Origin of the sequence: Desulfosporosinus meridiei DSM 13257 (genome assembly GCF_000231385.2) — a bacterium.
Classification (GTDB): Bacteria; Bacillota; Desulfitobacteriia; order Desulfitobacteriales; family Desulfitobacteriaceae; genus Desulfosporosinus; species Desulfosporosinus meridiei.
Genome location: NC_018515.1, coordinates 4,079,035 through 4,101,924, shown reverse-complemented (window position 1 = coordinate 4,101,924; position 22,890 = coordinate 4,079,035). Strand labels below are relative to the sequence as shown.

Below are 22,890 nucleotides of genomic sequence, written 5' to 3'. Positions count from 1 at the left end.
AATTGACCGGTGCAGAAATATCCGTGACCGTAAATAATGGGGGAAAATTATCTACCAATGAAGCATTTTCCGAAGGGGGGACTAATGGCTCAGTCTCGCATTACAGCCAGAATGGTGAGTCCTATCTGACAAGTTATGCCCCGTTGAAGGATATTAATGATGAGGAAATCGGGCAGTATGCAATCACAATTAAAGCCAATGAGAGCATGGCAGCACGGAATGATTTATTGAGAATATCAATCGGTATCTTAATTGCCAGCACTCTATTGGCAGCCATAATCGGGCATATTGCAGCAGGGTCAATGATTAAACCTATTGTTATAACATCTCAACTTTTGAAAGAAGTAGCCGCTGGAGATTTCCGACATGAACACAAAGTGGATGCAAAAGGCGAAATTGGAGAAATGTTAAAGGCCTATAATGAAATGATTGTTGGATTAAGGGCTCACATTCAGGGGACAAATGCGAGTTCAGAAGAGTTAGCTCTGTCGACGGGACAGTTTTCGACAAACATCGATTATTTGGCGAAGGCAAGCGAAGAAATTACCAATGGTGTTCAAGGGGTAGCTTCCATGGTTCAACATGTTCAAGCTAACACTAAACTTATGGCAGATTCAGTGAAGAGGATGACCGAAGGAATCAGAGGGATTTCCGGTAATTCACAAGGGGTTTATGAATTATCCAATCAGACGGCTCAAAAAGCTGATTCCGGTGTTCAAAAGATAGAATCTGCGGTTAGTCAAATGAACACAATTTTAAGCCAATCCAAAGCCATGGAGAATGAAGTTATTCTCCTCGAAAACAATTCTCAGAAAGTTGGTCAAATCACTGAAGTAATTGCCGGGATAGCTGCACAGACGAATCTTCTTGCCTTAAATGCTGCTATAGAGGCAGCGAGAGCCGGTGAGAATGGGCGAGGGTTTTCTGTAGTGGCAGAGGAAGTGCGGCAACTTGCTGAAGGAGCCACTGAGGCTGCGAAGGAAATTAAAACAATCGTCAGTGAGATCCAGAATGAGATGGAAAATGTTACCAAATCCATCTTAACCGAAGCTGGTGCAATTGCAGAAGGCGCTAAGCTGGTAAAAAATGCTGGACGATCCTTTGTGGAGATTCAAGAAGCGGCCTTATTAGTGACAGATAAAGCTAAGAATATTACGACTGAAACCAAACAATTGGCCACGGAAAGCGAAGAGGTTGTCGAGACAATCGCATTATCTGAAAAGAATGTGGAGCAGGTATCTTATAATGCTCAGACTATTGCAGCCGCCACTGAACAACAGTCGGCATCGGTTCAAGAAGTTGCCGGATCAATTAGTGGTCTCCATGAAATGGCCGAGAGACTTAAAGAACTTGGCGAGAGATTTCAAGTATGATGCAAAACAGAACAGAATTATTTGATAAAATATTTCAAATAGCAAAGGAGAGAGTGCTTACTTGTCAGCACTCTCTCCATTTGGTTTACTTAACATGAGCCGCTATTGTTTTTGATAGAAGAAGGAGGAGACCGGTTTGAGGCCCAGATGATTTAGTCCGAAGAGATGTTCCGTACTGCCGGTAAAGAGGATTCCTCCGGGGCGCAAGGAGTCGGTAAACTTTTTATAAAGCATTTCTTTGGCTTCTTCCGTGAAGTAGATAACCACATTGCGGCAAGCGATGAAGTCGAAGTCAGTTTGGAAACGATCTGTTAGTAAGTTTTGATGTTGGAAAGTGACTTGGCGTTTGACAGATTCTTTAATTTGCTGCCCTTTGTCAGATGGAGTGAAATATTTCTGCAAGAATTCCGGCGGGGTGCTTGCAAAATCGTTTTGTTTATAGACTCCATCTTTAGCCTGTTTCAGCACATTGACATCGATATCCGTACCCAGTATGCTAAACTTACTTGCCGAGAAGTATTCCATCATGGTTATGGCTAAAGAGTAGGGCTCCTGTCCGCTTGAACATCCTGCGCTCCAGAGTTTTAAGGAAGGTCTGCTTTTGACTAACAAAGGGATTATGGTTTCCCGTAAGGTTTTCCATTGAGTTGCATCTCTGAAAAATTGAGAGACGTTAATGGTTAAGTGTTTAAAAAAGGCGTCATATAAAACCGGATCAGCATTGAGAGCTTTTAAAAACTCGGGATAGGTAGGGTGACCATGAGAATTCATAAAGCTTAGAATTCGACGTTGCATCTGATTTTGCTTATAAAACTTAAGGTCTAAGCCACTCTTAGGGTGAAACCCTTTAATAAAATCTTCGTAGGTATTGGCTATTGCTGGTTGCGACATAGGGGTTACACCTCTTTCCATATTATTGAAGCTTAATAAAAAATGATTTTTGGGTTTTACAGCGAATTAATATAAAGGATTGTCAGGCGAAAAGGTCAATGATCATACCACGAATTTCGTCAATTTTAGTAAGGATTTCCAGGGGTTCTGATTGTTCATCAAGAAGCTGTTTTCCCAGTTCATCTAATACTTGATCAATTTTTCCGATTCTCGCCATAACCTTAGGCCGCCCCTGATAATCCCAAGAAGTCTCTTCCTGCATTTTGCGGCTTTGTCCAAAGGTCGAGCGAAGAAAGGACTTAACCATATCCTGAAAATCTTTAAGATCTCGGATAGAAAGAGAATGAGCTAGTTTTTTTCCTTGGGTTTCAAGTCGACCCAGAAAGGATTGGAGTTCAAGGCGGTTAATTTTTTGAGTTTGAGACAGAACGTTGCTAAAGTCATTACTTCGTTCTGAGGAGCTTGCAGAGTCAAGATTGGTAGTCTGAGTTTGATGTGGGGAATTGATGCGTAAAGACATGGTCATTCTCCTCTTTAATGAAAGGATTAATATGCAGACGCGTAGAGCTTTTTTAAAAGTATTATTTGGTCTTGGTGCTGTAATGTTGCCGTGGAGTTTTTTACCGACGTCAGTTGGAGGAACTATCAAGAAGAGACTTGGGCGTCCGCCTGTTGAATTATGGCGTCCTGCCGCGAGTAAACCGGAAAGCAAGGTTGATTTAGAAATCCTGAATCGAACGGCCATGGATGATATCCATGTTTTAACGGCACCGGATATGGAAGGCCGTAAGGCAGGCTCCGTGGGCGAGGCAAAAGCTGCGGAGTATTTAGCCTCGCAGTTAAGTATGCTGGGTCTGCGCCCCATGGGGGACTCGAATACAGGCTTTGTTTATACCTACACGATTCCTCCGGTATTGGAAACTCGAGTTAATGGCAGATTAACCTTTAGACCCGGAAATAATAAAACACTCAGAAGCCCAAGTGTCAACCTGATCGGAGGGTTAATGGGCGAAAAAACTGAGGAGATAATCCTGATTTCAGCTCATTATGATCATCTGGGAGTTTTTGAAGGAAAACTTTATCCGGGAGCCAATGATAACGCTTCCGGCGTCGGGTGCGTACTGGATGTCATGAGGCGAATCCTGCGTGAAGAAATTATCCCGAAACGTACGATTGTCATCGCCTTTTGGAGCGCGGAGGAAATGGGGTTTATTGGTTCTCAGGCCTTTGTTCAATCTCCGACGTTTCCTCTAACTCAGATCCAAGCTGTCTTAAACGCAGACTCAGTTGGAAATGGAATGGTTGGAAATTTTGCCCTCTGGGGGGACGGTGAGAATATAGCTGTCAAAGCGATTCGCCAAGCCGCCTCCGAGTGTGGGGCTAGCGCAATATTAACTCCACCGGCAGGCCATAATAGTGATTCAATAAGCTTTGCATCAGCGAATATTCCGGCTGTAACTCTGATGGCTAAGGACTGGCTGTATAAAAATCATACCCCTGAAGACACCATAGCTTTGTTAAAGCATGAGCAAATTAGTTTAGCTTCAGAGTTGATGTATAGGGCGGTTCATTTGCTGGCCTTTTAGGAACGCAAGGAGCTAAATGTATGACATCAAATTCGAGACACCCACTCTTGTAAGTGGGTGTTCTGTTTTCCATCTACGCGAGGGTGGAATCTGGTTGAATCCCCTACGGAAGACCCTATGTTCAGCTTTAGCTGAACAAGTTTACTTTTTGTAGAGTGTTAATAAAATTAACCTTCCAAAGGGGTAGAAGATCCTAAAGCCATAATGAAGTTATGGTGTAGGAGCTGCAGTTTTGGTTGGTTCGGTAATGTCATATTTAGAGCGCAGAATAATCAAGTCAATACGGCGGTTTTTGCCATGGCCTTCGGCATTATCATTTAAAGCAATAGGCCGATATTCTCCATAACCTGCTGCGGAGAGTCTGCTGGGGCGGATTCCTTCATTCTGCAAAATCTGGACAACGTTGGTCGCCCGAATGACGGAAAGTTCCCAATTGCTGGGAAATTGGGCGGTGTGGATCGGAACATTATCCGTATGTCCTTCTACACGAATTTGGTTAGGAGCTGAGGCCAGAACTGTAGAAATATTCCTCAAAATATCACGGGCCTTAGCATTAATATCCGCGGAACCACTTTCGAAAAGTAAGGTTTCCTGGATACTTACCACAAGACCACGTTCTTCCATGGAAGAAACAAGCTTCGTCTGAATTCCGTTATCTGCGGCAAACTTGTCCAGCTTTGCTTTAATCCCTTCAATGCTCATGGTTTCTGCTTCGTTATTTCCCTGGCCGGTACTGATATTTTCACCGTTAGTGTTGTCAGAATCTGCATTCGTGGTGTTGTCCGGATCTGTATCCTTTCCCGGAACTGTGGAGTTTGAGGAAGGGCTTCCGGTAGTAAAGATTGATGGGCCGACGGGACTGTCAGCCATTTCCATTTTTGCCGGAATCCCTCCACCCAGGGCTTTGTTTAGTGATTCTGCAATAGCTTGGAATCGATCGGCGTCTACTTTGCTCATTGAATAAAGTACCACAAAGAAAATCATTAAAAGAGTAATTAAGTCGGAATAGGTAAGCAGCCACCGTTCGCTATTCTCCTTCTCTGCTTCGGGTTCGCGGTTTCTCCTCATCGGCTTTCGCTTACAGCTGCACGTCTGCGCTCGGCTGAACCTTCTTTAACTTTTTCCATAGAGGCCGGAGTAGAACCCATATGGGTTCTTAGTTTTTCTTTGAGAATAGCAGGATTTTGTCCAGCTTGAATTGAGAGAATACCGTCCAGAACCATCTCCATTGCCGCTACCTCTGCTTTGTCCTTCATTTTTAGCTTTGTTGCTATAGGAAGCCATAAAAGGTTCGCTGAGGCAACCCCATAAAGAGTAGCAATAAAAGCTGCAGCGATAGAGTGGGAGAGTGCTTCCGGGTCTGAAAGATTTCCTAATACCATGACGAGACCCATAACTGTCCCGATGATTCCCATTGTGGGACTATATCCTCCGGCAGCTTCGAATACTGAGATTCCGACCTTATGCCTTTTCTCTAATATATTGATATTAGATTCTAAGATCTCGCGAGTTATTTCCGGGTCTGTCCCATCTATGACCAGCTGCATGCCTTGGTGAGTAAAGCGATCTGTTACAATTTCCAGTTCATGCTCCAGACTGAGTAAGCCTTCCCGGCGAGCCTTTTCTGAAAACCTTAACAAAGTCTCATAGGCTTCTTCGGTTCCGAAGGTTTGAGAAGTAAAGGCAAGCTTTATCCATTTAGGGAGGTTCTTAAGGTTGGAGAGAGGAAAGCTAATGATAACAGCCCCGGCTGTTCCCCCAAAGACGATCATGGCAGCGGAAAAGCCCCCTAGGGAACTTACGCTTCCGCCTTCCAGTATATAGCCGATGATCAGACACCCGAAACCTACGATGATACCTAATATAGTCGATAAATCCATGTTGCTGTTGCCACAAAAGCCTTAATTATAGAGAGCTTAGTAGGAAGATAAGGAATTGTGGCTGACCTCCCTTGCTGATTATTTAAGTAGGTGTTTGGCAAAATTGGATTTTGGGAAGGTTAAAATTAGAATTTAGAAAACCTACTCTAAATTATATCGTCAATTTGGGGGGGGAACTTTAGTCCCTAATTTTACTAGTTTGTTTGTAAGTAGGGAGTATCCGCTACTCAGCTAAAATTGCAAGTCTTTAATCTCGGAAGTAACTTTCAATTATGCATGGAGCTTACTTATTGCCTTTGTTTGGGAATGATAAATTCTCGACACGAACTTACTTAATTATACAAGAAATACTGTAGCGCAGCTAGCACTCTTTCCCTCCACCGAAAATATTACATAGAAAAACAAAAGTTCCTCTTTAGTTTTTTAAGGGGATCTACGATATAAGAATAAGAGTATGTATTTGGAGTGAGCAAAATGAAAATAGACCGGACATCTATGGCCCCTGTAGGCGGGATTCAAGCTGCTAATCGATTGAAACAAGTTCAAAACAAAACGACTGCTTCTGAGGCGGATAAGATTGCCGTTTCAGATAAAGCACAAGTTTTTCAGTCCTTACTGCAAAAGGCTAAAGAGATACCCTCTGTTCGGGAGGAGAAAGTAAGCGCCTTATCAGAACAGATCGATCGAGGAGAGTTTCAAGCAGACGGGCAACGGATAGCTGAAATATTATTAAGGGCCTATCAAAAAGACTAAAGTTATCAATTCAGAGGGGGAGATTTCCGTGTCTGAAGCACTTCGAAATTTAAATAAAAATTTAGAGCGACAAGTTGAACTCTACAAGGAACTTATGACACTTGAAGAACTTAAACGAAAAGCATTAGTAGAAAATAATCTGCTTGAAATTGAATCGGTAACAGCACAGGAAGAGGCCTTCATCAGCAAGGTTAATCTACTGGAGAAAGAACGTCTCTTGTGGGCTGAACAAATAGGGCAGGAACTAGATAAAAAACCTGAAGATCTGACTTTAGCCGAACTTGCGGATTACTATCCACCTTTAGATAGAATTAGACATGATCTTGACCATGTAGTTGCTCAACTACAAGAAATTCATGAGATTAACTCCCTACTTCTCCGACAGGCAATGAAGATTGTCGACTATACAGTGGAACTTATGACACATCAAGAGAGTAACACTTATACATATCCAGGCCAGAAAACGAATGACATGACGAAGAAACGACATCTTATGGATTGGAGGATTTGAAAGCATGGGTTCCACCTTTGGCGGTATAAATATATTATCCAGAAGTTTATATGCTCAGCAGGCCGGGCTGGATACGGTGGGTCATAACATTGCCAATGCCAGTACAGATGGCTATTCCAGGCAGAGGGTCAATATGGTTACTGTCTTCCCGACAGGCGAGGTCTATGGTAGTCGTGGACAGAATCAAGCGGGTGCCGGAGTTGCAGTCGGGTCTATCATGAGAGCCAGAGATGCTTTTACAGATCGACAATTGTGGAAAGAATCCTCAACTCTTGGCTATAGTCAAACAAGCAGTGAAGCCCTAAGCAAAATGGAAGATGTCTTTAGTGAGCCTTCGGATACAGGGGTACAGACGGTGCTTAATAAATTTTGGACGGCTTGGCAAACCCTTTCGACCAATGCTTCCGATTCCGGGGCGCGTACAACTGTAGCTCAGCAGGGAGTTGCGGTTGTGAATACCATCCAGCATGCAGCTCAGCAACTTAAAGATACGGTCGAAAACATTAACTCAGCAATTGAATTAGATGTGAAGAGTATTAATCAAATTACCTCAAATATTCATACACTTAATCAGCAAATTGCCTTCACTGAGGTAGGGGGCAACGACCATGCTAATGATTTGCGCGACTCAAGGGATTTACTCGTGGATCAACTATCGAAGCTCGTTAATATTTCTGTACAAGAAGATAGTTCGGGGAAATACACGATAAAGTCCGGTAGTTTGAACTTAGTGAATGATTCCGGTCATACTGAGCTGAGTACAGCAACAACTATCGATCCGACGTTTGGTTATGAAGTTACCAAAGTTACCATTGCATCCAATGGTTCGCCGGTAGACTTTACGAATGGGGAAGTAAAGGCATTGCTCGATTCTCGGGATTCATCTTCAACCGGGATTTTTGCATACATGACCAGTTTGGATAAAGTTAGCAAGTTCTTATTGCAGGATTTCAATTCAGTGCATCGTTCAGGTTACGGTACTGATAACGTCTCCGGGCGCAATTTCTTTGGAGCAGACAGCAATACAGACTACAATGGGGCAGGTGCTCTTGCGGATGGTGCTTGGCTCAATGCGATAACGGTCAATCATGAAATCACAGATTCAGCAGCTGGATTAGCTATTTTAGCAGCTAAAACCGCGGCTAATGGAATGGTAGTCACGGCTAGTTCTACAAACACTGATAGTGAAATACCTTCGGTAACGGTTACAGGTACTTATACTGGTGGATCAACCCCGACTGCAGTCATGGTTAAGGTTGCTTCCCTTGATGGACTTGGCAAGGTTAGCGGAATTAGCTACTCTACTGATGGTGGAACTAATTGGAGCTCAGATGTAACTGGGTCAAGTCCATATCAACTTACTCTTAAAGGAATGACTATTAATATCGACACTTCTTCACTTAGTGCTCCTGCTATAAATAATACGTACAATTTTTCCTTGTCCACCAGTAATAATGCAAGTGGAGATAATGCTATTTTGTTAGGCAATTCTTTAAAAACTGATGTTTCTGCTACTCTGGGTAACATTTCCTTAGATGCCTTTTACACATCGATGATTGGTGGCTTGGGAATTCAATCCCAAGATGCCCAGCGTCTATATACTAATCAACAGACGGTAATTAATCATCTAACCAATCTCAGAGCCTCCACATCAGGAGTAAATATGGACGAAGAAATGACCGATATGATTAGATTTCAAAAAGGCTATAATGCGGCTGCAAGGGTTTTGACAGCCATGGATGAAATGCTGGATAAATTGATTAACGGCACAGGCGTTGTAGGTCGATAAGGAGGTAATCTGCTATGAGAATCACTAATAATACGATCAGTTCTAACTTTCTGGGCAGCCTCAACAGGTCTTTGGAAAAGTCACTCAAGATTCAGACACAACTAGCAGATGGCAAAGCTCTCCATGCTCCCTCGGATGACCCGATTAAAGCTGTGCGGAGTTTGCGATACAGTACTAGTATGGAGTTAAATAATCAGTATACTCAAAATGCTGAGGATGCACTTAGCTGGATGAATACTACTGATGATGATATGCAGGATTTGAGTTCGATTATGATTAGCATTAAGGAACAGGTTATTAAGGCTAGTAATGGTACTAACCCTCAATCCGCTGTCCAAGCCATTGGGGATGCAGTGGATAATCTAATCAATCAGATGATTAATATTGGCAACTCTCAGCTGGGGGGGCGCTATATTTTCGCGGGACAGAATGATAAGACTACTCCCTTTATTCGTGATGGAGATACAATCACCTATAATGGGGACAATCAGAAGATATCTATGCCTATTCATCCGGGGATTTCCACTCCCAGTCAGGATAGTGTGAATCTGACGGGGGAGGATGTATTTGGCCCGAATTTAAAAATTTTAAATGACCTAATAGACATCAAAAATCATCTAAAGTCGGGTTCTTTAGAAGATCAAGAATGGCTTTCCGAAACTGGCTTGGCACTGTTAGAGGATGATCATTCCAGTATGTTGCAGTCTCATACGGAATTAGGGGCTCGGATGTCAATGTACGAGATGGCTAAGAATATGTTGGATGGCAGCAATACAATTATTGCCGAGGATCAAGCAAATAATGACTATATTGATGTCGCAAAAGGGATTATTGATTATAAAAACGCGGAGAACGTCTACAAGATGGCTCTTCAAATTGGGGCATCGATAATGCCCATGTCTTTAGCGGACTTCCTTAGATAATAGTGTGTAACGGAAGGGAGGTATTTTCATGCTCCAAATCAATATTTCTACCCAACCCATCCGTCTGGATTACACTAATAATAGTGCTAAGCTAAGCCGGCAAACCACTCAACCAAAGGTGGAAATTGAGACAACGCCGCCAACAGTTGAGATTTACCAACCTCGCGGTGAGCTGACGATTGATCAATATCCCTGTCGTTATTCAATCGGACTGAAAAATATCGCCGACTTTGCCAGGGATAACGCGGCCCTGGGCAGGCAAACCGCAATGGATGCCATTGCCAGGATTGCTCAAGAAGGAAACCAACTGGCACGGATTGAAAGTAAGACCGATGCGATAGTCGACATAGCCGCCAATTCTGCCCTTTCCGAAGCCCCAGAGATAACTTATGCCTATATTGAATCTCCGGAAATTCATTATCAAGCTAATCCGGTTCAATTTAACCCAAAGTATGGAAAAGTGGAATTAAACTTAAAGCGGGGAACTATAGAGGGGAATTACCAACCCGGTAGTGTGAATGTACAGGTCACACAATATCCGAGTGTTGAAATATCCTTTGTGGATGTCAAGGTCTAAAGAGATATTTTATAATGGGTATTAATAATCTTAACTAACAACATCGGATTTAAGATTTAGATTAAGCTCCCTCAAGGAGGAGATACTATGAAAATTATGTCAACTAGATTCGGTGAAATGGAAGTAATGGGAGAACAACTATTTAAATTCTCTCATGGAATACCGGGTTTTCCTGAGGAAAAAAAATTTGCATTAATACCGCTTGAAGAGGAAAGTCCCTTTTCGTATTTGCAGTCAACAACAGAAGCCAATTTGACTTTTTTATTGGTTAATCCTTTTGCTTTTTTTCAGGATTATGAATTTACTCTTGAAGATGAGGTTGCCAAAGAGTTAGATATTTCCCAATCAAATCCACCGCAAGTATTTTTGATTGCAAGTATAAAAGAAAAACTTGAAGATACGACAGTAAACCTACTGGCACCTTTAGTAATAAATAGACTCAATAATACTGGTAAACAAATAATACTAGATAAACCAGAATACTCTATAAAACATAAACTATTTCCTGACGGCTTTCCAAAAGAAGCAGTCGAAGGGGGAACGTAATATGTTGGCTCTTACCCGCAAGGTTGGTGAGCGAATCGTCATCGGCGACAACATTGTAGTGACGGTCGCGAGTATCAAAGGTGACAACATTCGAATTACTATTGAAGCACCTAAAGAGATCAAGATTTTTCGGGGTGAGATTTATGATGCTATTGCAGCAGAAAACAAACAAGCTGTCGTTCCTAATATTATCTCAGAGTTAGACAGGTTAAAAGCATGGCAAATTAAGAAGTAAGAAGCATTCAGCTTTTTACTTCTTAATTTGCCATTATATATTGTGGAAAGCATCTTTTTTTATATCAAGCGAGATTTTTCAAATCACTGGATTATTTCAAATCAACTATTGATACGGAGTATTCCAGTGATTTTTATTTAGAATTCAATAATCCTTATAATTCGACAATTGTTCCGATTCAGTTGATGGGGTCAAAACAAGAGGAATTCAGATGAAAAGCGATTAAAGACGAAGAATATAGTTGATTTTAGCTATTTTTGGCCTTAAGGCGAGTTGTGAAAATTACCGATACTTAAATTAAGCGGGCTAATAAGGTTCCTTCAGCTAAACCGGCCGGAGAGCGAAGAGGATCCTATAGTCAGCCCAAAAAATGCACGGGCAAGGATGCCTGGCATTAAAATCAAGGAGGAATATATAATGATTATTAATCACAACATGGCTTCTCTCAACACATATCGCCAGATGAGTACTAACACAGCTAACACCAGCAAGTCTTTGGAAAAACTGTCTTCAGGTCTTCGCATCAACAAAGCTGGTGACGACGCTGCTGGTCTTGCAATCTCTGAAAAAATGCGTGGCCAAATCCGTGGTCTAGACCAAGCAACTCGTAACTCCCAAGATGGTATCTCTATGATTCAAACAGCTGAAGGCGCACTGAGCGAAACTCATAGCATTCTCCAAAGAATGAAAGAGCTTGCTACTCAATCAGCGAATGATACGAATACTACATCTGACCGTTCAGAAATTCAAAAAGAAATGAACCAGTTGACTTCGGAAATCAACCGTATCGGTAATACTACTGAATTCAATACTCAGAAACTGTTGAACGGTGGTACTGTAGATACTAAAGTTAATGTCACTACTGTCAAAGCTGGAGCTGCTAAAGGTGAGTTTGAAGGTGGCGCATTGGTACCTGCTGCCGCAGCTACTGCCGCTGGTAATGCAGCAGTTACAATTGGGGGAGTCGCTGGATTTAATATTTCAGCTGGAGCGAATAATGGAGTAGCTGGGAATATTTCGATTCAATTTACTGAAGGAGCGTCTGCAGGCGCTGCATTTGATGCCGCGGGGACTACCTTAACTGTAACGTTGGATACTGCGGATACTACGATCGTAGCTGGAGATATTCAAACATTAATTAGAGCTGCGGTTACAAATGTACCAGCAGGTTTGGATATGAACCAATTCACAGTAACTGGCGGTGCGAATATTGATGCCACAAGTGCTACAGTTAATGAAACTGCGACGCTATCAGGTGGAGCAGATGAGATTCTGGCAGACACCTACAGCGTGCCAGTAAGCCAATTGACAGGAAGTACCGCTGCAGTTGCGGCCAAATTTAGTTCTGGAGCTATCACGGCTCTAGGTAATGATGAGTCAGCTCAAGTGAAGTTTAATGGTGTAACTGTAACAATAAGTACGGCTGCCGCAGGTAATGAAGTCGCTGCAGCTGCTACAGATTCAAGGACGGCGAGCGTTACAATTACAAATGCTTCTGATGCAGAAGCTACAGCTAATGCTCTAAAGGCAGCGTTTGAAAAAGCGCAAGGATATGGCGGAAGTGAATTAGCTGGCTTGACCTTTAGTGTCAGTGGTACTGGTGCCGCGGCTAAATTTGAAATTACCGACACAAAAGTAGACGGGGCTACTAATAATGCTCTAAAAATGGATGTAACCCAGATTACCGGAACTACCTTTGATCTTGCTAATGATGGATTAGCTGCGACAGATGCTACTGCCATAACAAATGGAAGTGTTAAAGGTGTAACCGAAGTAAGAGGCCAATATACAGTTGACATCAAAAATGCGTTCGAAGCTGTAGGAATGAATATTAATATTGCTGGGCAGACCTTTACAACGGTTGCTTCAGGTGCTAAAGCTTCCGCAGGTCAAATCAATGTAGGAACAGATGAGCATGCTCAAGCTCTTGAATTAGCCAAAGCTATTAATGCCAATGCGGCTTTAAGTGCCCGTTTTGATGCTACAGTAGATGATGCCGGTAAGATTACTTTGACTGAAAAAGCAACCAAAGCTACTGGATCTAACTTAACCGATGGTACTGTGGTTGGTAACAAAGCTACTGCAGGAATAGCTGATTTTAAGGTTGATAATCTCGTTGCTGTTGGCGGGAAATACGAGGTTGACGGTGTGAAAATCGCTGTAACTGATGATGCGTCAGATGCGAGAATTGCACAAGGAACCGCAGTATTGTACAATGCCGACAAAGCTACCCAAACCCAAAACTTACAGCAAGCTATTGCAGCTAACTCGACCTTGAATGCAAAATATGATTCCTCGGCTTCAGGCAATACAATCACTCTTACCCAAAAGGCTGGTCAAGAATCTATGGTAGTGGCCGAAGCTAAAACCGGCACTAGTGCAAAGGATGGCTTCGAAGCTAAATTCCAAGTTGGTGCAAACACTGCTCAAAGCATGACCATTGAAGTGAATGATATGCGGGCTGAAGCGCTCAAAATTTCAGGTACCACTGCTAGCGGTACAATCACTGCTTCAAATGGTACAGTAGCATCACTTACTGCAACTCAAGAAGTAACCGATGGCACTAACAACACAAGTGTTGAATACGCTCTTGATGTATCAACTCACGACAAAGCAACCGCAGCTATTAGCGTTCTGGACGATGCAATTCAATCCGTATCTGCAGAACGTTCTAAACTCGGTGCTTACAGCAATCGTTTAGAGCACACTATCACAAACCTCGGAACTTCCAGCGAGAACTTAACTGCTGCTGAGTCCCGTATTCGCGATGTTGATATGGCTAAAGAAATGATGAACTTCCAAAAGAACAATATTCTTTCCCAAGCTGCTCAAGCCATGATGGCTCAAGCGAACCAACAACCTCAAGGAGTTCTCCAACTACTCCGTTAATTCTACAGATTTAGAAGATGGCCTCTGAGTTTTTCTCGGGGGCCATTTGTAATCTGATGAGATACTATCCTGCGCTATGGAGGCAGGATAGTATCTCATCAGATTACACCATCAGAACAGAACCTGTACTCCTAGTTATTTGAAGGTGACTTGTGTGCAGTTATTTTAAAGCTAAACATAATGATACTCCTGTGAAGATCTTAATGTTTATATATTTTCCTTTAACCCTAAAGCTTTGGAATTATTATTACGATACAATTATCAGAGATTAAGTTTAGAGGTGTTCGATTTGGATATTAGCACAATAAGAATTCCTGTTGATCTAGGTAGCTCTACTCAGGTGGGTCAGGCGACTGTTCCCCGCACACAGGCTGTTTCCAAAGAATTAACTTCCAAGACGAGTGACGGTGAGGATAAATCTCTGACTGCCCTAACAGACGACATAATGAAGAAGAAGCCAGTTGATTTACAGAATGTTACTCAGATGACAGAGGCAGTGAATAAGTTTATACAAGCAATGGATGCCGATATTCAATTTGAAGTTCACGAAAAAACAAATCAACTAATGGTACAAGTCGTCGACCGAGCTAATAATAAAGTATTGAAGGAATTTCCCTCCAGTGAATTTCTTGATACTATGGCGGCTATTAGAGATTATGTCGGTATATTATTAGATAAGAAAATATAGTTAGTATGACGGCAGGTAGGAGGTGCGTTATATGGCAGTTGGATCGGTTGGAGGAGTCTATGGCTTATCCGGTTCAGGCATGGATATTGATTCAATGGTTAAAAGTTTAATGTCAGGCCAGCAAGCAAAAGAGGATGCTTTAATACAGAAGAAAACAATCGCAGAATGGCAAAAATCCACCTATAATACGGTGTATGATGATATCAGTAAATTTCGCGACACGGTATTCAACTATAAACTCCAGGGGACTCTAACTCCCAATAAAGTTACGTCTAGCAATACTTCTGTTGCCACAGTAACGGCTATTGCTGATGCAGCCGACGTGACGCATTCGTTGGTGGTTGCACAATTAGCTAGTGGGGTGAACTTGACCAGTGCCAGTAGCATCACAACATCGGGGGCAAGCAAGGACACGATTAGCAGTCAGTTTTATGGGGGCACTGCTCCTACGGGAACCTACAAGTTTACGATATCCAATGGAGACGCTAGTGCTGAGATTGCCATCGACCCGGCTGGAAGCATTAATGACCTTGTTAGCCAAATAAATAAAGCGGGTATTAATGTAAAGGCTAGTTATGATAGCACTTTAGATCGCTTTTTCATGTCTACGACAACAACTGGCTCTTCTGCGGGGATTACTATTACTGCTGATGATGACAACGATAGCAGCTGGGGTGCTGATTTTTTTGTTGACAAATTAAAACTACCTAGTCAAGTGAGTTCTTTAGGAGTTAAAGGTCAAGATGCGGAATTCATGCTTGATGGGATTCACTTGACCCAGGCAAAAAATACTTTCACCATCTCAGGAGTAACTTATAATTTGACAGGCTTATCTTCTGATTTGAGTGGAGCAGATATTGAAGCTAAGTTGGCTTCAGGTACTCCAATTAGCATTAGTGTGACTAATGATACAGATACAGCAGTAACTAATATTCAAAACTTAGTTGATTCCTATAACAAAATTCTTGATGAGCTCAATGGTCTGATTGAAGAGACGCGTTACAGTGATTATCCACCTCTTACTGACGCTCAAAAAGCGGAGATGAAGGATTCAGAGATTACCTCTTGGGAAGCTAAAGCGAAGAGTGGAATGCTTCATAACGATTCGACATTGACCAGCCTTGTTAACACCATGCGAAACTCATTTTCCAGCTTTGTTTCTGGCATTACCAGTACATATGATCCGGAAACGGGAAAGAAAACCACCTATAATAACGGGGCTTCAATCGGTATTACCACTGGGAGAGATTATACCGAAGGCGGTAAACTCTATCTAGATACTGACGATTTACGAAAGGCGTTAAATGCTAATCCAAATGTTCTGTATGAATTGTTTGGTGCCAGCGGGACAACGAATGCCGACGGTACAACAGATATTAAGACTCAGGGAATTGCCGGACGATTATATGACGGAATTAAAGTGGCCATGGACCAATTAAATCAAATTGCCAGTACCACCGCTAATGCCCAATACGATACGGAGAGCAATTATGCTAAGAAGATTGCTGAATATGAAAAACAGATTACTCTTGCTGAAGACAGATTCGACTCAATGCAAACAGCTTACTATAAACAGTATAATGCTATGGAAGTGGCCTTACAGCAGTTGAATAGTCAAAGCACTTGGTTATCATCTATGTTGGGAAGTAGTGAATAAATATTTTTAGGGATATACACTACAGGGTATTGTAAGGAGGGTTAATAATGAATCAACAAATGGCAAATGCTTATAAGAACCAACAGATTCTTACTTCTACGCCTGAACAATTAACCTTATTACTCTATAATGGAGCGTTGAGGTTTATGACTGAAAGCATCTTAGCAATGGAGCAAGGAGATACTCAAAAATCTCATAACGCGAATATGCGAGTACAGGACATCGTACGTGAGTTTATGCACACCTTGGATATGAGCTATGAACTTTCAAAAACTTGGGCTCAGCTGTATGAATACATTGAACACTGCCTGATTCAAGGCAACATGAAAAAAGATGTGGCACAATTGCAGCAGGCAAAAGGTATGTTGCTTGAACTTCGGGATACCTGGGTTGAGGCCATGAAACAGACTCATGTTGCTCGAGCAGTTGGCAAGTAATGGAGAAAGAAGCAGTTCAAGCTTTGTGGCAAGATTATTGGTTTTTAACCAAAGAAATGATTAAATTCTTGGCTAAGCAGGATATGGAACTTTTCTATGACCTGCTGAAACAGCGAGACCTGTTGCAAAGGCTGATTGATCAGACTCCTGATGACGGCTTCAAGCTCTCACCTGAAGGGCGAAGTTTGATAAAGAGCATCCAAAAAGATAGTCAGACTATTACAGATAATTTACAGATTCGAATGGGCAGGTCTAAGAAACAACATCAAGTATCTGAAGCCTATAGCGCTGCAAGCACCACGGCCGTCAACAATATGAATTGGAAAAGATAATTGGTGATATAGGAGGGATTTATGATGATTAATCCTATTCAGCCCAATACTCATTCCACAATGATTCCGCTGGATGCATTTCCGGGACAAAAATTAGATCGATCTCTTGAAACTGCCAGAAAAGTTATTGATAGAAAAGGCGATATTCCTTCGGCTCGTGAAGAGATACCTCGCGAAGAAGTTGAAAAAGCGGTGGAAAAGCTTAATCGGCTAATGGGGATAATCGACAAAGGATTAGAGTTTAGTGTTCATGAAGAATCTGAAAGCTTTTCAGTGAAAATAATTGATCAACCAAGTGGAGAGCTTTTAAATCAAATTGAACCTAAAAGGGCGTTGGATATCTTAAGATCATTTACTCAAGACGCGGGTCTATTGTTCGACGAATTCGTCTGAAGCTTTATTATACAAAGTAATCTCTTTATAGCCAGGCTACCCTTGAAAGAACCAGGAAGTGATTTTCGCTTCCTGGTTCTTTTTGCCCAAAGGTCCTATCAAATTGTGACAATCTTACTATATTGTGGTTTTACCCTTAGTGCTATTGTTAGCAAGCATACATTTTTTTCTGTAAATTTGTGGTTTCCAAGAATTTTACAAAAAATACATGAGTAATTTGTCGAAAAAAGTATATACGTTTTTATGACTTGATGCTACTATAAGAATAGTGTAAGGGAAATATCTTTATATGTTTTTTTGGAGGAATTCTAAAAAAAATGGCGAATAAAAAGTAATTGAGGAAATTTATCCCTTCAAACAATCTAAGTACATAGATAATTAAGGCGCGATTATTAGGATTCATATCATTATATGATGACTTACGAAGTAATTAGTAGTATTGTATCAAAAAAGATAGGGGTGGCGAGGCGTGAGTCAAAACGACAACAAGAATCAAGGGGTCGATCTGGGAGAGTTTGTAGAGTTTTATCTGTTGGATTCTCAAGAACAGATTGAAAAGCTAGGTGCTGGTCTCTTACAACTTGAGAAAGAAGGGGGGAATATTGGACTCATCAACGATCTGTTCCGCTCAGCTCACAGCCTAAAGGGAGCTTCAGGAACAATGGGGTTCACGCCAATTGTTGCCCTAACCCATGCTGCCGAAGATTTATTAGATCATTTGCGCCAGGGAAAAATGGATGTTTCCCTGGAAATGATTGATGTGTTATTAGCGGTGACTGATCGCGTGAAAGCAATGTTAGCTCAGGTTGAGCAGCGCGAGGAAATCAGCATTGAGTTTCAAGATTTAGCCTCTACCATGCGGGAATTATTAGATGGGGATAATGCGGCTGAAGTTAAAGGTCTTCAGATCGAACAAGTTGATGCTGACGAGGTCGTGAAGTTTGTTCCCCAGAACTTTCAGTTAACACCAGACGAACGTGAAAAAGTTAGCGATGCTCAAAGTTTAGGACATGGGGTTTATCAAATAGATGTTAAACTAGGCCCGAATACTCTTATGAAGGCTGTTCGTGCAGTCATGGCGACTCAGCGTCTTGAAGGGATAGGTTCGGTAATCAAGCTTGTACCAAGTATTGAAGATTTGGAAGTTGGCAATGGGGAAGAGTTCTACATGCTCGTGAATTGCGATGAGCCCCGTGAGGAGATCCGCAGAGAACTGCTGGAGATTTCCGAACTGGCAGATGTGGTTGTGCACCTATATCCAAATCTAAATTCAACTGAAGAAGATAAAAAGGTTGAAAAAAATCCTGGTATAGATTTAGAAGCAGCTCCTGAAACGGCCTCAGATACCATATCTGAAGAAAAAATTGTTAAACCTGCTGTTGTTCAGAAGCCTAAAGTAGAACCAAAAATGGCGGCAAAAAAAACTTCTGGGGCAGCACCTGAAGTTATTTCTGGAGAAGGCAACACTCAAGTGCATACGATACGTGTTGACACGGTTCGTATGGACAACTTGATTAATCTTGTCGGTGAAATGGTTATTACCAGGACTCGTTTAGTGCAAATTGGCCTGGATTTAAAGGCTCAATACAACACAGATGTTATGGTCAATAATTTGAACGAGGCAAATGTTTATCTGGGGCGTTTAATGAATGACCTGCAAGAAAGTGTTATGCGCTTGAGAATGGTGGCTATTGGCACAGTCTTTAATCGTTTCCCCCGATTAGTTCGTGATCTGGCCAAAAAAACAGGTAAGGAAATTGATCTGGTCTTAAAAGGGGAAGATACGGAACTGGATAAGACCGTCGTTGAAGTCATTGGGGATCCACTGATGCACCTCATTCGAAATTCAGTGGATCATGGTATCGAGTCTCCTGAAGATCGTAAGGCCGCCGGTAAACCCGAAGTTGGGACTATTACCCTCAATGCTTATCATGAAGGGAATCACATAGCGATTCTTATTTCGGATGATGGGGCAGGCTTGGATCTGGAAAAAATCCGCAACAAGGCTGTGGCCAAGGGACTGATTGGAGAGCGGGAGGAACTATCTGAACGGGATATTGCTAATCTAATCTTCTTGCCGGGATTTAGTACTGCAGATGTGGTAACAGACATTTCCGGCCGAGGGGTTGGAATGGACGTTGTTAAGAAGGCTTTAAATAATCTGGGGGGTATGGTGGATATTACCACCCGCAAAGGGAAAGGAAGCACCTTTACTATCCGCTTGCCCTTGACCCTGGCAATTATTCAAGCCCTCCTTGTTGAAGTTGGGCAAGAAATCTATGCTGTACCCCTTTCCTCGGTGTTAGAGACTCTTTTAGTTAGTCGAGAGGAGATAAAGACTGTAGGCGGGCTGCCAATGGTTCAACTTCGGGGAAACACTTTACCATTGATTTCTTTACAAGAAAAGTTTGATCTGCCCACACCGGAAGAGGAAAGCAGTGAAGTCTTTGTTGTAGTGGTAGGCTTTGGAGATAAAGCCTTAGGGCTTATCGTGGATGAACTGCGTGGTCAACAGGAAGTTGTTATTAAATCATTAGGTGATTTCTTAACGAATCTCCCTGGAATTGCCGGCGCTACGATTCTGGGAGACGGAAAAGTAACCCTGATCCTGGATATTGGTTCCTTAATTCAGGATGTCTTGGTTACAAGAAGAAGCTAGGAGCGTAGCAAGACTCAATGTTCAGCTTTAGCTGGACGAGTTCCCTAACTCCTTTAACATCTTATACATCGAACTAAATTAATGAAAACTTTAATTATTGCTATTAAGATATTATGAACCGAGTTCGAACCACGAATATCGAACTACGAACATCGAAAAGGGGAGTGTTTGGCAATGGCTGAAGAACAGTTAGTAACGTTTAGCTTAGGGTCAGAAGAGTTTGGTGTGGACATAATGCGTGTTCAAGAGATTATTCGGATTCCGCCCATTACTCGAGTACCCAAAGCAGAGGACTATATTGAAGGGGTTATTAATCTAAGAGGAAATGTAATTCCGGTGATCAGTTTGCGTACTCGTTTTGGAATGAGTCGGGTGGAAGAGACTGACTTGAGCCGGATTGTTGTTCTGCAAGTGCAATCAAAGGTGTTCGGAGTTCGGGTGGATGCCGTAACTGAAGTGCTGCGCTTGGATAGTGAAGCCATAGAGCCACCTCCGCCGATTGCCTTAGGTATGGATTCTCAGTTTATTCGCGGAGTTGGTAAAATCGGGGAACGTTTATTAATCCTCCTGGATCTTGATCATATCATGGGTGGAGAGTTAAGCCATGATGTCAGCGCCTAGGCAAATCGGGGTTCTGATCGTCGATGATTCACCTTTTATGAGATTAACTCTGCAAAAAATTCTCAGTCAAGATCCCTCCATTAAAGTTTTGGATACTGCAAAGGATGGGCGTGAGGGGATACTTAAGCTTCAATCTCTTCGTCCGGATGTAATAACTATGGATGTGGAGATGCCTGTCATGAATGGGCTTCAGGCCTTAGACGAAATTATGCGCTGGCAACCGACTTCAGTAATCATCTTGAGTGCTGTGACAACGGAAGGGGCAGAGTCTACCTTGAAGGCTTTTGATCTAGGTGCAGTAGATGTTGTAGCTAAACCATCGGGAAAACCGGGCGCGGATTTGCAGGTTTTATCTCGTGATTTAGTAGAAAAGGTTAAGGCTGCGGCTTTGGTCAATCTTGCGCGCCTAAGACCTAATAAGGGTATAGCTTCTTCTCAACAGAACCCCTCTACAGCAGCACTCTCTGCAAGTACTTCAGCAACTGTTCAGCCTGGCATTACGAAGATTACACCATCCAAGTCACCCTCATCGCCTTCGGGTGTAAGCTCAGGAAATGCTTCTCGGACATTTTCTGGGGGTAAGAGTGGAGTGCTGCCTAAACATCCTGTGGAAATTGTAGCCATTGGCACTTCAACAGGTGGCCCCTCGGCTCTACAAGCGGTATTGCCCGTGCTTCCGAAAAATTTTCCGGTTCCTGTATTAGTAGCCCAACATATGCCTCCCGGTTTTACAGGCCCTCTGGCTCAACGCTTAAATGGGTTGTGTGAGCTAAATGTACGAGAAGGAGTCAATGGTGAGGTATTAAAAGCGGGAACAGTGTATGTGGCTCCGGCAGGGAAACAACTTCAAGTTCAGCGCCGATCCGGTCAGTTGACCCTTAATATTGGGGATGATGCCCCAATCCCCACTCTTTATCATCCTTCCATTGATGTGATGTTCCTTTCCTTAGGAAAGGAAGTTGGGAAAGGGACTCTGGGAGTGGTTATGACCGGTATGGGAAGTGATGGTACTAAGGGGATGAAAGAGCTTAAGAAACTCGAGGGGTTTGCCATTGCCGAGGCTGAAGAAACCTGTGTAGTCTATGGGATGCCCAGGTCTGTAGTGGAAGCCGGGCTTGCCGACCGGGTTGTGCCCCTTAGCGAGATTGGAAAAGCCATTGTGGAATGTGTTATGAGGAGGGGATAAGTCTATGGGGCTCTTTGGAGCGATGGAGATTAGTGCTTCCGGGCTGACTGCCCAGCGCTTAAGGATGGATCTGACCGCCAATAATATCGCCAATATTAATACTACCCGTACCGGAGGTCTGACCGCCGCAGGTAATCAGATCCCCTATACCCGTCAAGTTGCTGTGTTTGTTCCTCGTCCTCCGCAAACTGATTTTTCAAAAGTTCTTGGCGAAGCAGTGGGCAATGATGTTAGAAACGTTGGCAATGGAGTTCAAGTATCCCGAATTCAAAACGATGCAACTGAACCCTATCGCTTAGAATATAACCCTGACTCACCGGATGCGGCTCAAGTGGCTGAGGCAGGATTGCCGGTAGGATATGTACGTCAGCCTAATGTGAACATTGTGACAGAAATGGTGGATATGATGACCGCAGCCAGGGCCTATGAAGCTAACGTTACGGCTCTTAATGTCAGTAAGTCAATGGCTAGCAAAGCACTTGAAATTGGAAGGGGTTAATTTAGATGAGTGTTCTTCCCATAGCACCTATTATGCCGCTTGGGCCAGTAACTGCCGTTAACCCATCTGGCCTTGAGGCGACACCTAAGGTTGGTTCCGGGGACGGTGCCCAAAAAGCTGGGGCGGACTTCTCGAAATTCTTAAGTGATGCCCTTAATCAAGTCGATTCCTTGCAAACTGAAGGAGATAAGGCCTCTATGGCCTTAGCGACCGGGCAGGTTCAGGATTTGTCTGAAGTAATGGTAGCTTTAGAAAAAGCCAGCTTGTCTTTGTCTTTGACCGTCGCAGCTCGTGATAAGGTATTAGATGCCTATAATCAAGTAATGCGTATGCAAATTTGATTAAGTGTTAAAAAGCAAATTCAATCAATGTGCGGTTTTTTTATGAAATTAATTTTTTAAAACTTTTAGAAAAGAATTTAGGTTGTGTTCTTATATATATAGATACGTTTTTAAAAATGATTTT

At 42.5% G+C, this 22,890-nt stretch carries 24 protein-coding genes; 20 read left to right on the top strand and 4 right to left on the bottom strand.

What is annotated here, in order from left to right; all coding sequences use genetic code 11:
• The first annotated feature begins 2 nt into the window (after positions 1-2).
• Positions 3-1,373 (top strand): methyl-accepting chemotaxis protein, encoded by a 1,371-nt coding sequence (locus DESMER_RS18980; RefSeq protein WP_014904686.1) that lies wholly within the window; start codon positions 3-5, stop codon positions 1,371-1,373.
• A gap of 102 nt (positions 1,374-1,475) precedes the next feature.
• Here DESMER_RS18980 and DESMER_RS18975 read toward each other — a convergent pair whose 3' ends face one another.
• Positions 1,476-2,264: a CheR family methyltransferase gene (locus DESMER_RS18975; RefSeq protein WP_014904685.1), complete on the bottom strand. Its 789-nt coding sequence runs from the start codon at positions 2,262-2,264 to the stop codon at positions 1,476-1,478.
• Between the two features lie 82 nt (positions 2,265-2,346).
• Positions 2,347-2,784: a YaaR family protein gene (locus DESMER_RS18970; RefSeq protein ID WP_014904684.1), complete on the bottom strand. Its 438-nt coding sequence runs from the start codon at positions 2,782-2,784 to the stop codon at positions 2,347-2,349.
• Between the two features lie 31 nt (positions 2,785-2,815).
• On the opposite strand from DESMER_RS18970, the gene DESMER_RS18965 reads away from it, so the two are divergent.
• Positions 2,816-3,850, top strand: coding sequence for a M28 family metallopeptidase (locus DESMER_RS18965; RefSeq protein ID WP_014904683.1), 1,035 nt, complete (start codon positions 2,816-2,818; stop codon positions 3,848-3,850).
• A gap of 210 nt (positions 3,851-4,060) precedes the next feature.
• Here the strand turns inward: DESMER_RS18965 and DESMER_RS18960 are convergent, their stop codons facing one another.
• Positions 4,061-4,918, bottom strand: coding sequence for a flagellar motor protein MotB (locus tag DESMER_RS18960; protein ID WP_014904682.1), 858 nt, complete (start codon positions 4,916-4,918; stop codon positions 4,061-4,063).
• Entirely contained in the window at positions 4,915-5,730 is an 816-nt protein-coding gene (locus tag DESMER_RS18955) for a flagellar motor protein (RefSeq protein WP_014904681.1), read from the bottom strand. The genes DESMER_RS18960 and DESMER_RS18955 overlap by 4 nt, the downstream gene beginning before the upstream one ends.
• A 474-nt stretch (positions 5,731-6,204) precedes the next feature.
• Between DESMER_RS18955 and flgM the strand changes: the two genes are divergently transcribed.
• The 18 genes from flgM (at position 6,205) to fliE (ending at position 22,766) form a co-directional block, all read left to right on the top strand.
• On the top strand, positions 6,205-6,483 hold the full coding sequence (flgM, locus tag DESMER_RS18950; protein WP_014904680.1) for a flagellar biosynthesis anti-sigma factor FlgM: 279 nt from the start codon (positions 6,205-6,207) through the stop codon (positions 6,481-6,483).
• A 28-nt stretch (positions 6,484-6,511) separates the two neighbouring features.
• A complete protein-coding gene (locus DESMER_RS18945) occupies positions 6,512-6,994 on the top strand; it encodes a flagellar protein FlgN (protein WP_014904679.1) in 483 nt (160 codons plus the stop codon).
• 4 nt (positions 6,995-6,998) lie between these two features.
• A complete protein-coding gene (gene flgK / locus DESMER_RS18940; RefSeq protein WP_014904678.1) occupies positions 6,999-8,783 on the top strand; it encodes a flagellar hook-associated protein FlgK in 1,785 nt (594 codons plus the stop codon).
• Between the two features lie 14 nt (positions 8,784-8,797).
• Positions 8,798-9,706: a flagellar hook-associated protein FlgL gene (flgL, locus tag DESMER_RS18935; protein WP_014904677.1), complete on the top strand. Its 909-nt coding sequence runs from the start codon at positions 8,798-8,800 to the stop codon at positions 9,704-9,706.
• A gap of 28 nt (positions 9,707-9,734) precedes the next feature.
• Positions 9,735-10,283: a DUF6470 family protein gene (locus DESMER_RS18930; RefSeq protein ID WP_014904676.1), complete on the top strand. Its 549-nt coding sequence runs from the start codon at positions 9,735-9,737 to the stop codon at positions 10,281-10,283.
• An 87-nt stretch (positions 10,284-10,370) separates the two neighbouring features.
• Entirely contained in the window at positions 10,371-10,829 is a 459-nt protein-coding gene (gene fliW / locus DESMER_RS18925; RefSeq protein ID WP_014904675.1) for a flagellar assembly protein FliW, read from the top strand.
• A gap of 1 nt (position 10,830) precedes the next feature.
• On the top strand, positions 10,831-11,064 hold the full coding sequence (csrA, locus tag DESMER_RS18920; RefSeq protein WP_014904674.1) for a carbon storage regulator CsrA: 234 nt from the start codon (positions 10,831-10,833) through the stop codon (positions 11,062-11,064).
• 417 nt (positions 11,065-11,481) lie between these two features.
• On the top strand, positions 11,482-13,953 hold the full coding sequence (locus DESMER_RS24970) for a flagellin N-terminal helical domain-containing protein (RefSeq protein ID WP_014904673.1): 2,472 nt from the start codon (positions 11,482-11,484) through the stop codon (positions 13,951-13,953).
• A gap of 289 nt (positions 13,954-14,242) precedes the next feature.
• On the top strand, positions 14,243-14,641 hold the full coding sequence (locus DESMER_RS18905; RefSeq protein WP_014904672.1) for a flagellar protein FlaG: 399 nt from the start codon (positions 14,243-14,245) through the stop codon (positions 14,639-14,641).
• A 31-nt stretch (positions 14,642-14,672) separates the two neighbouring features.
• Positions 14,673-16,298: a flagellar filament capping protein FliD gene (gene fliD / locus DESMER_RS18900; RefSeq protein WP_014904671.1), complete on the top strand. Its 1,626-nt coding sequence runs from the start codon at positions 14,673-14,675 to the stop codon at positions 16,296-16,298.
• A gap of 44 nt (positions 16,299-16,342) precedes the next feature.
• Positions 16,343-16,735, top strand: a complete 393-nt coding sequence (fliS, locus tag DESMER_RS18895; protein WP_042333994.1) for a flagellar export chaperone FliS — start codon at positions 16,343-16,345, stop codon at positions 16,733-16,735.
• The gene (locus DESMER_RS18890) at positions 16,735-17,067 is read left to right on the top strand and encodes a hypothetical protein (protein ID WP_014904669.1); all 333 of its coding nucleotides are present in this window, start codon (positions 16,735-16,737) and stop codon (positions 17,065-17,067) included. Before fliS ends, DESMER_RS18890 begins: the two co-directional genes overlap by 1 nt.
• A 21-nt stretch (positions 17,068-17,088) precedes the next feature.
• Positions 17,089-17,460: a flagellar protein FlaG gene (locus DESMER_RS18885; protein ID WP_014904668.1), complete on the top strand. Its 372-nt coding sequence runs from the start codon at positions 17,089-17,091 to the stop codon at positions 17,458-17,460.
• Positions 17,461-17,929: 469 nt separating this feature from the next.
• Positions 17,930-20,119 (top strand): chemotaxis protein CheA, encoded by a 2,190-nt coding sequence (locus DESMER_RS18880; protein WP_014904667.1) that lies wholly within the window; start codon positions 17,930-17,932, stop codon positions 20,117-20,119.
• Between the two features lie 174 nt (positions 20,120-20,293).
• A complete protein-coding gene (locus tag DESMER_RS18875) occupies positions 20,294-20,740 on the top strand; it encodes a chemotaxis protein CheW (protein WP_014904666.1) in 447 nt (148 codons plus the stop codon).
• Positions 20,727-21,926, top strand: a complete 1,200-nt coding sequence (locus DESMER_RS18870) for a protein-glutamate methylesterase/protein-glutamine glutaminase (RefSeq protein ID WP_042334784.1) — start codon at positions 20,727-20,729, stop codon at positions 21,924-21,926. Before DESMER_RS18875 ends, DESMER_RS18870 begins: the two co-directional genes overlap by 14 nt.
• 4 nt (positions 21,927-21,930) lie before the next feature.
• Positions 21,931-22,425, top strand: a complete 495-nt coding sequence (gene flgC, locus DESMER_RS18865; RefSeq protein WP_014904664.1) for a flagellar basal body rod protein FlgC — start codon at positions 21,931-21,933, stop codon at positions 22,423-22,425.
• Between the two features lie 5 nt (positions 22,426-22,430).
• The gene (gene fliE / locus DESMER_RS18860; protein WP_014904663.1) at positions 22,431-22,766 is read left to right on the top strand and encodes a flagellar hook-basal body complex protein FliE; all 336 of its coding nucleotides are present in this window, start codon (positions 22,431-22,433) and stop codon (positions 22,764-22,766) included.
• The last annotated feature ends 124 nt before the right edge of the window (positions 22,767-22,890 follow it).

What these genes read in the sequence shown, in the direction of transcription:
- DESMER_RS18875 (WP_014904666.1), top strand. Translation starts at nt 20,294, where the DNA reads ATGGCTGAAGAACAGTTAGTAACGTTTAGCTTAGGGTCAGAAGAGTTT.
- DESMER_RS18960 (WP_014904682.1), bottom strand. Translation starts at nt 4,918, where the DNA reads ATGAGGAGAAACCGCGAACCCGAAGCAGAGAAGGAGAATAGCGAACGG.
- DESMER_RS18885 (WP_014904668.1), top strand. Translation starts at nt 17,089, where the DNA reads ATGATGATTAATCCTATTCAGCCCAATACTCATTCCACAATGATTCCG.
- DESMER_RS18870 (WP_042334784.1), top strand. Translation starts at nt 20,727, where the DNA reads ATGTCAGCGCCTAGGCAAATCGGGGTTCTGATCGTCGATGATTCACCT.
- flgK (WP_014904678.1), top strand. Translation starts at nt 6,999, where the DNA reads ATGGGTTCCACCTTTGGCGGTATAAATATATTATCCAGAAGTTTATAT.
- DESMER_RS18890 (WP_014904669.1), top strand. Translation starts at nt 16,735, where the DNA reads ATGGAGAAAGAAGCAGTTCAAGCTTTGTGGCAAGATTATTGGTTTTTA.
- flgL (WP_014904677.1), top strand. Translation starts at nt 8,798, where the DNA reads ATGAGAATCACTAATAATACGATCAGTTCTAACTTTCTGGGCAGCCTC.
- DESMER_RS18930 (WP_014904676.1), top strand. Translation starts at nt 9,735, where the DNA reads ATGCTCCAAATCAATATTTCTACCCAACCCATCCGTCTGGATTACACT.
- fliD (WP_014904671.1), top strand. Translation starts at nt 14,673, where the DNA reads ATGGCAGTTGGATCGGTTGGAGGAGTCTATGGCTTATCCGGTTCAGGC.
- DESMER_RS18975 (WP_014904685.1), bottom strand. Translation starts at nt 2,264, where the DNA reads ATGTCGCAACCAGCAATAGCCAATACCTACGAAGATTTTATTAAAGGG.
- flgM (WP_014904680.1), top strand. Translation starts at nt 6,205, where the DNA reads ATGAAAATAGACCGGACATCTATGGCCCCTGTAGGCGGGATTCAAGCT.
- DESMER_RS24970 (WP_014904673.1), top strand. Translation starts at nt 11,482, where the DNA reads ATGATTATTAATCACAACATGGCTTCTCTCAACACATATCGCCAGATG.
- flgC (WP_014904664.1), top strand. Translation starts at nt 21,931, where the DNA reads ATGGGGCTCTTTGGAGCGATGGAGATTAGTGCTTCCGGGCTGACTGCC.
- DESMER_RS18965 (WP_014904683.1), top strand. Translation starts at nt 2,816, where the DNA reads ATGCAGACGCGTAGAGCTTTTTTAAAAGTATTATTTGGTCTTGGTGCT.
- csrA (WP_014904674.1), top strand. Translation starts at nt 10,831, where the DNA reads ATGTTGGCTCTTACCCGCAAGGTTGGTGAGCGAATCGTCATCGGCGAC.
- fliE (WP_014904663.1), top strand. Translation starts at nt 22,431, where the DNA reads ATGAGTGTTCTTCCCATAGCACCTATTATGCCGCTTGGGCCAGTAACT.
- DESMER_RS18955 (WP_014904681.1), bottom strand. Translation starts at nt 5,730, where the DNA reads ATGGATTTATCGACTATATTAGGTATCATCGTAGGTTTCGGGTGTCTG.
- fliW (WP_014904675.1), top strand. Translation starts at nt 10,371, where the DNA reads ATGAAAATTATGTCAACTAGATTCGGTGAAATGGAAGTAATGGGAGAA.
- DESMER_RS18970 (WP_014904684.1), bottom strand. Translation starts at nt 2,784, where the DNA reads ATGTCTTTACGCATCAATTCCCCACATCAAACTCAGACTACCAATCTT.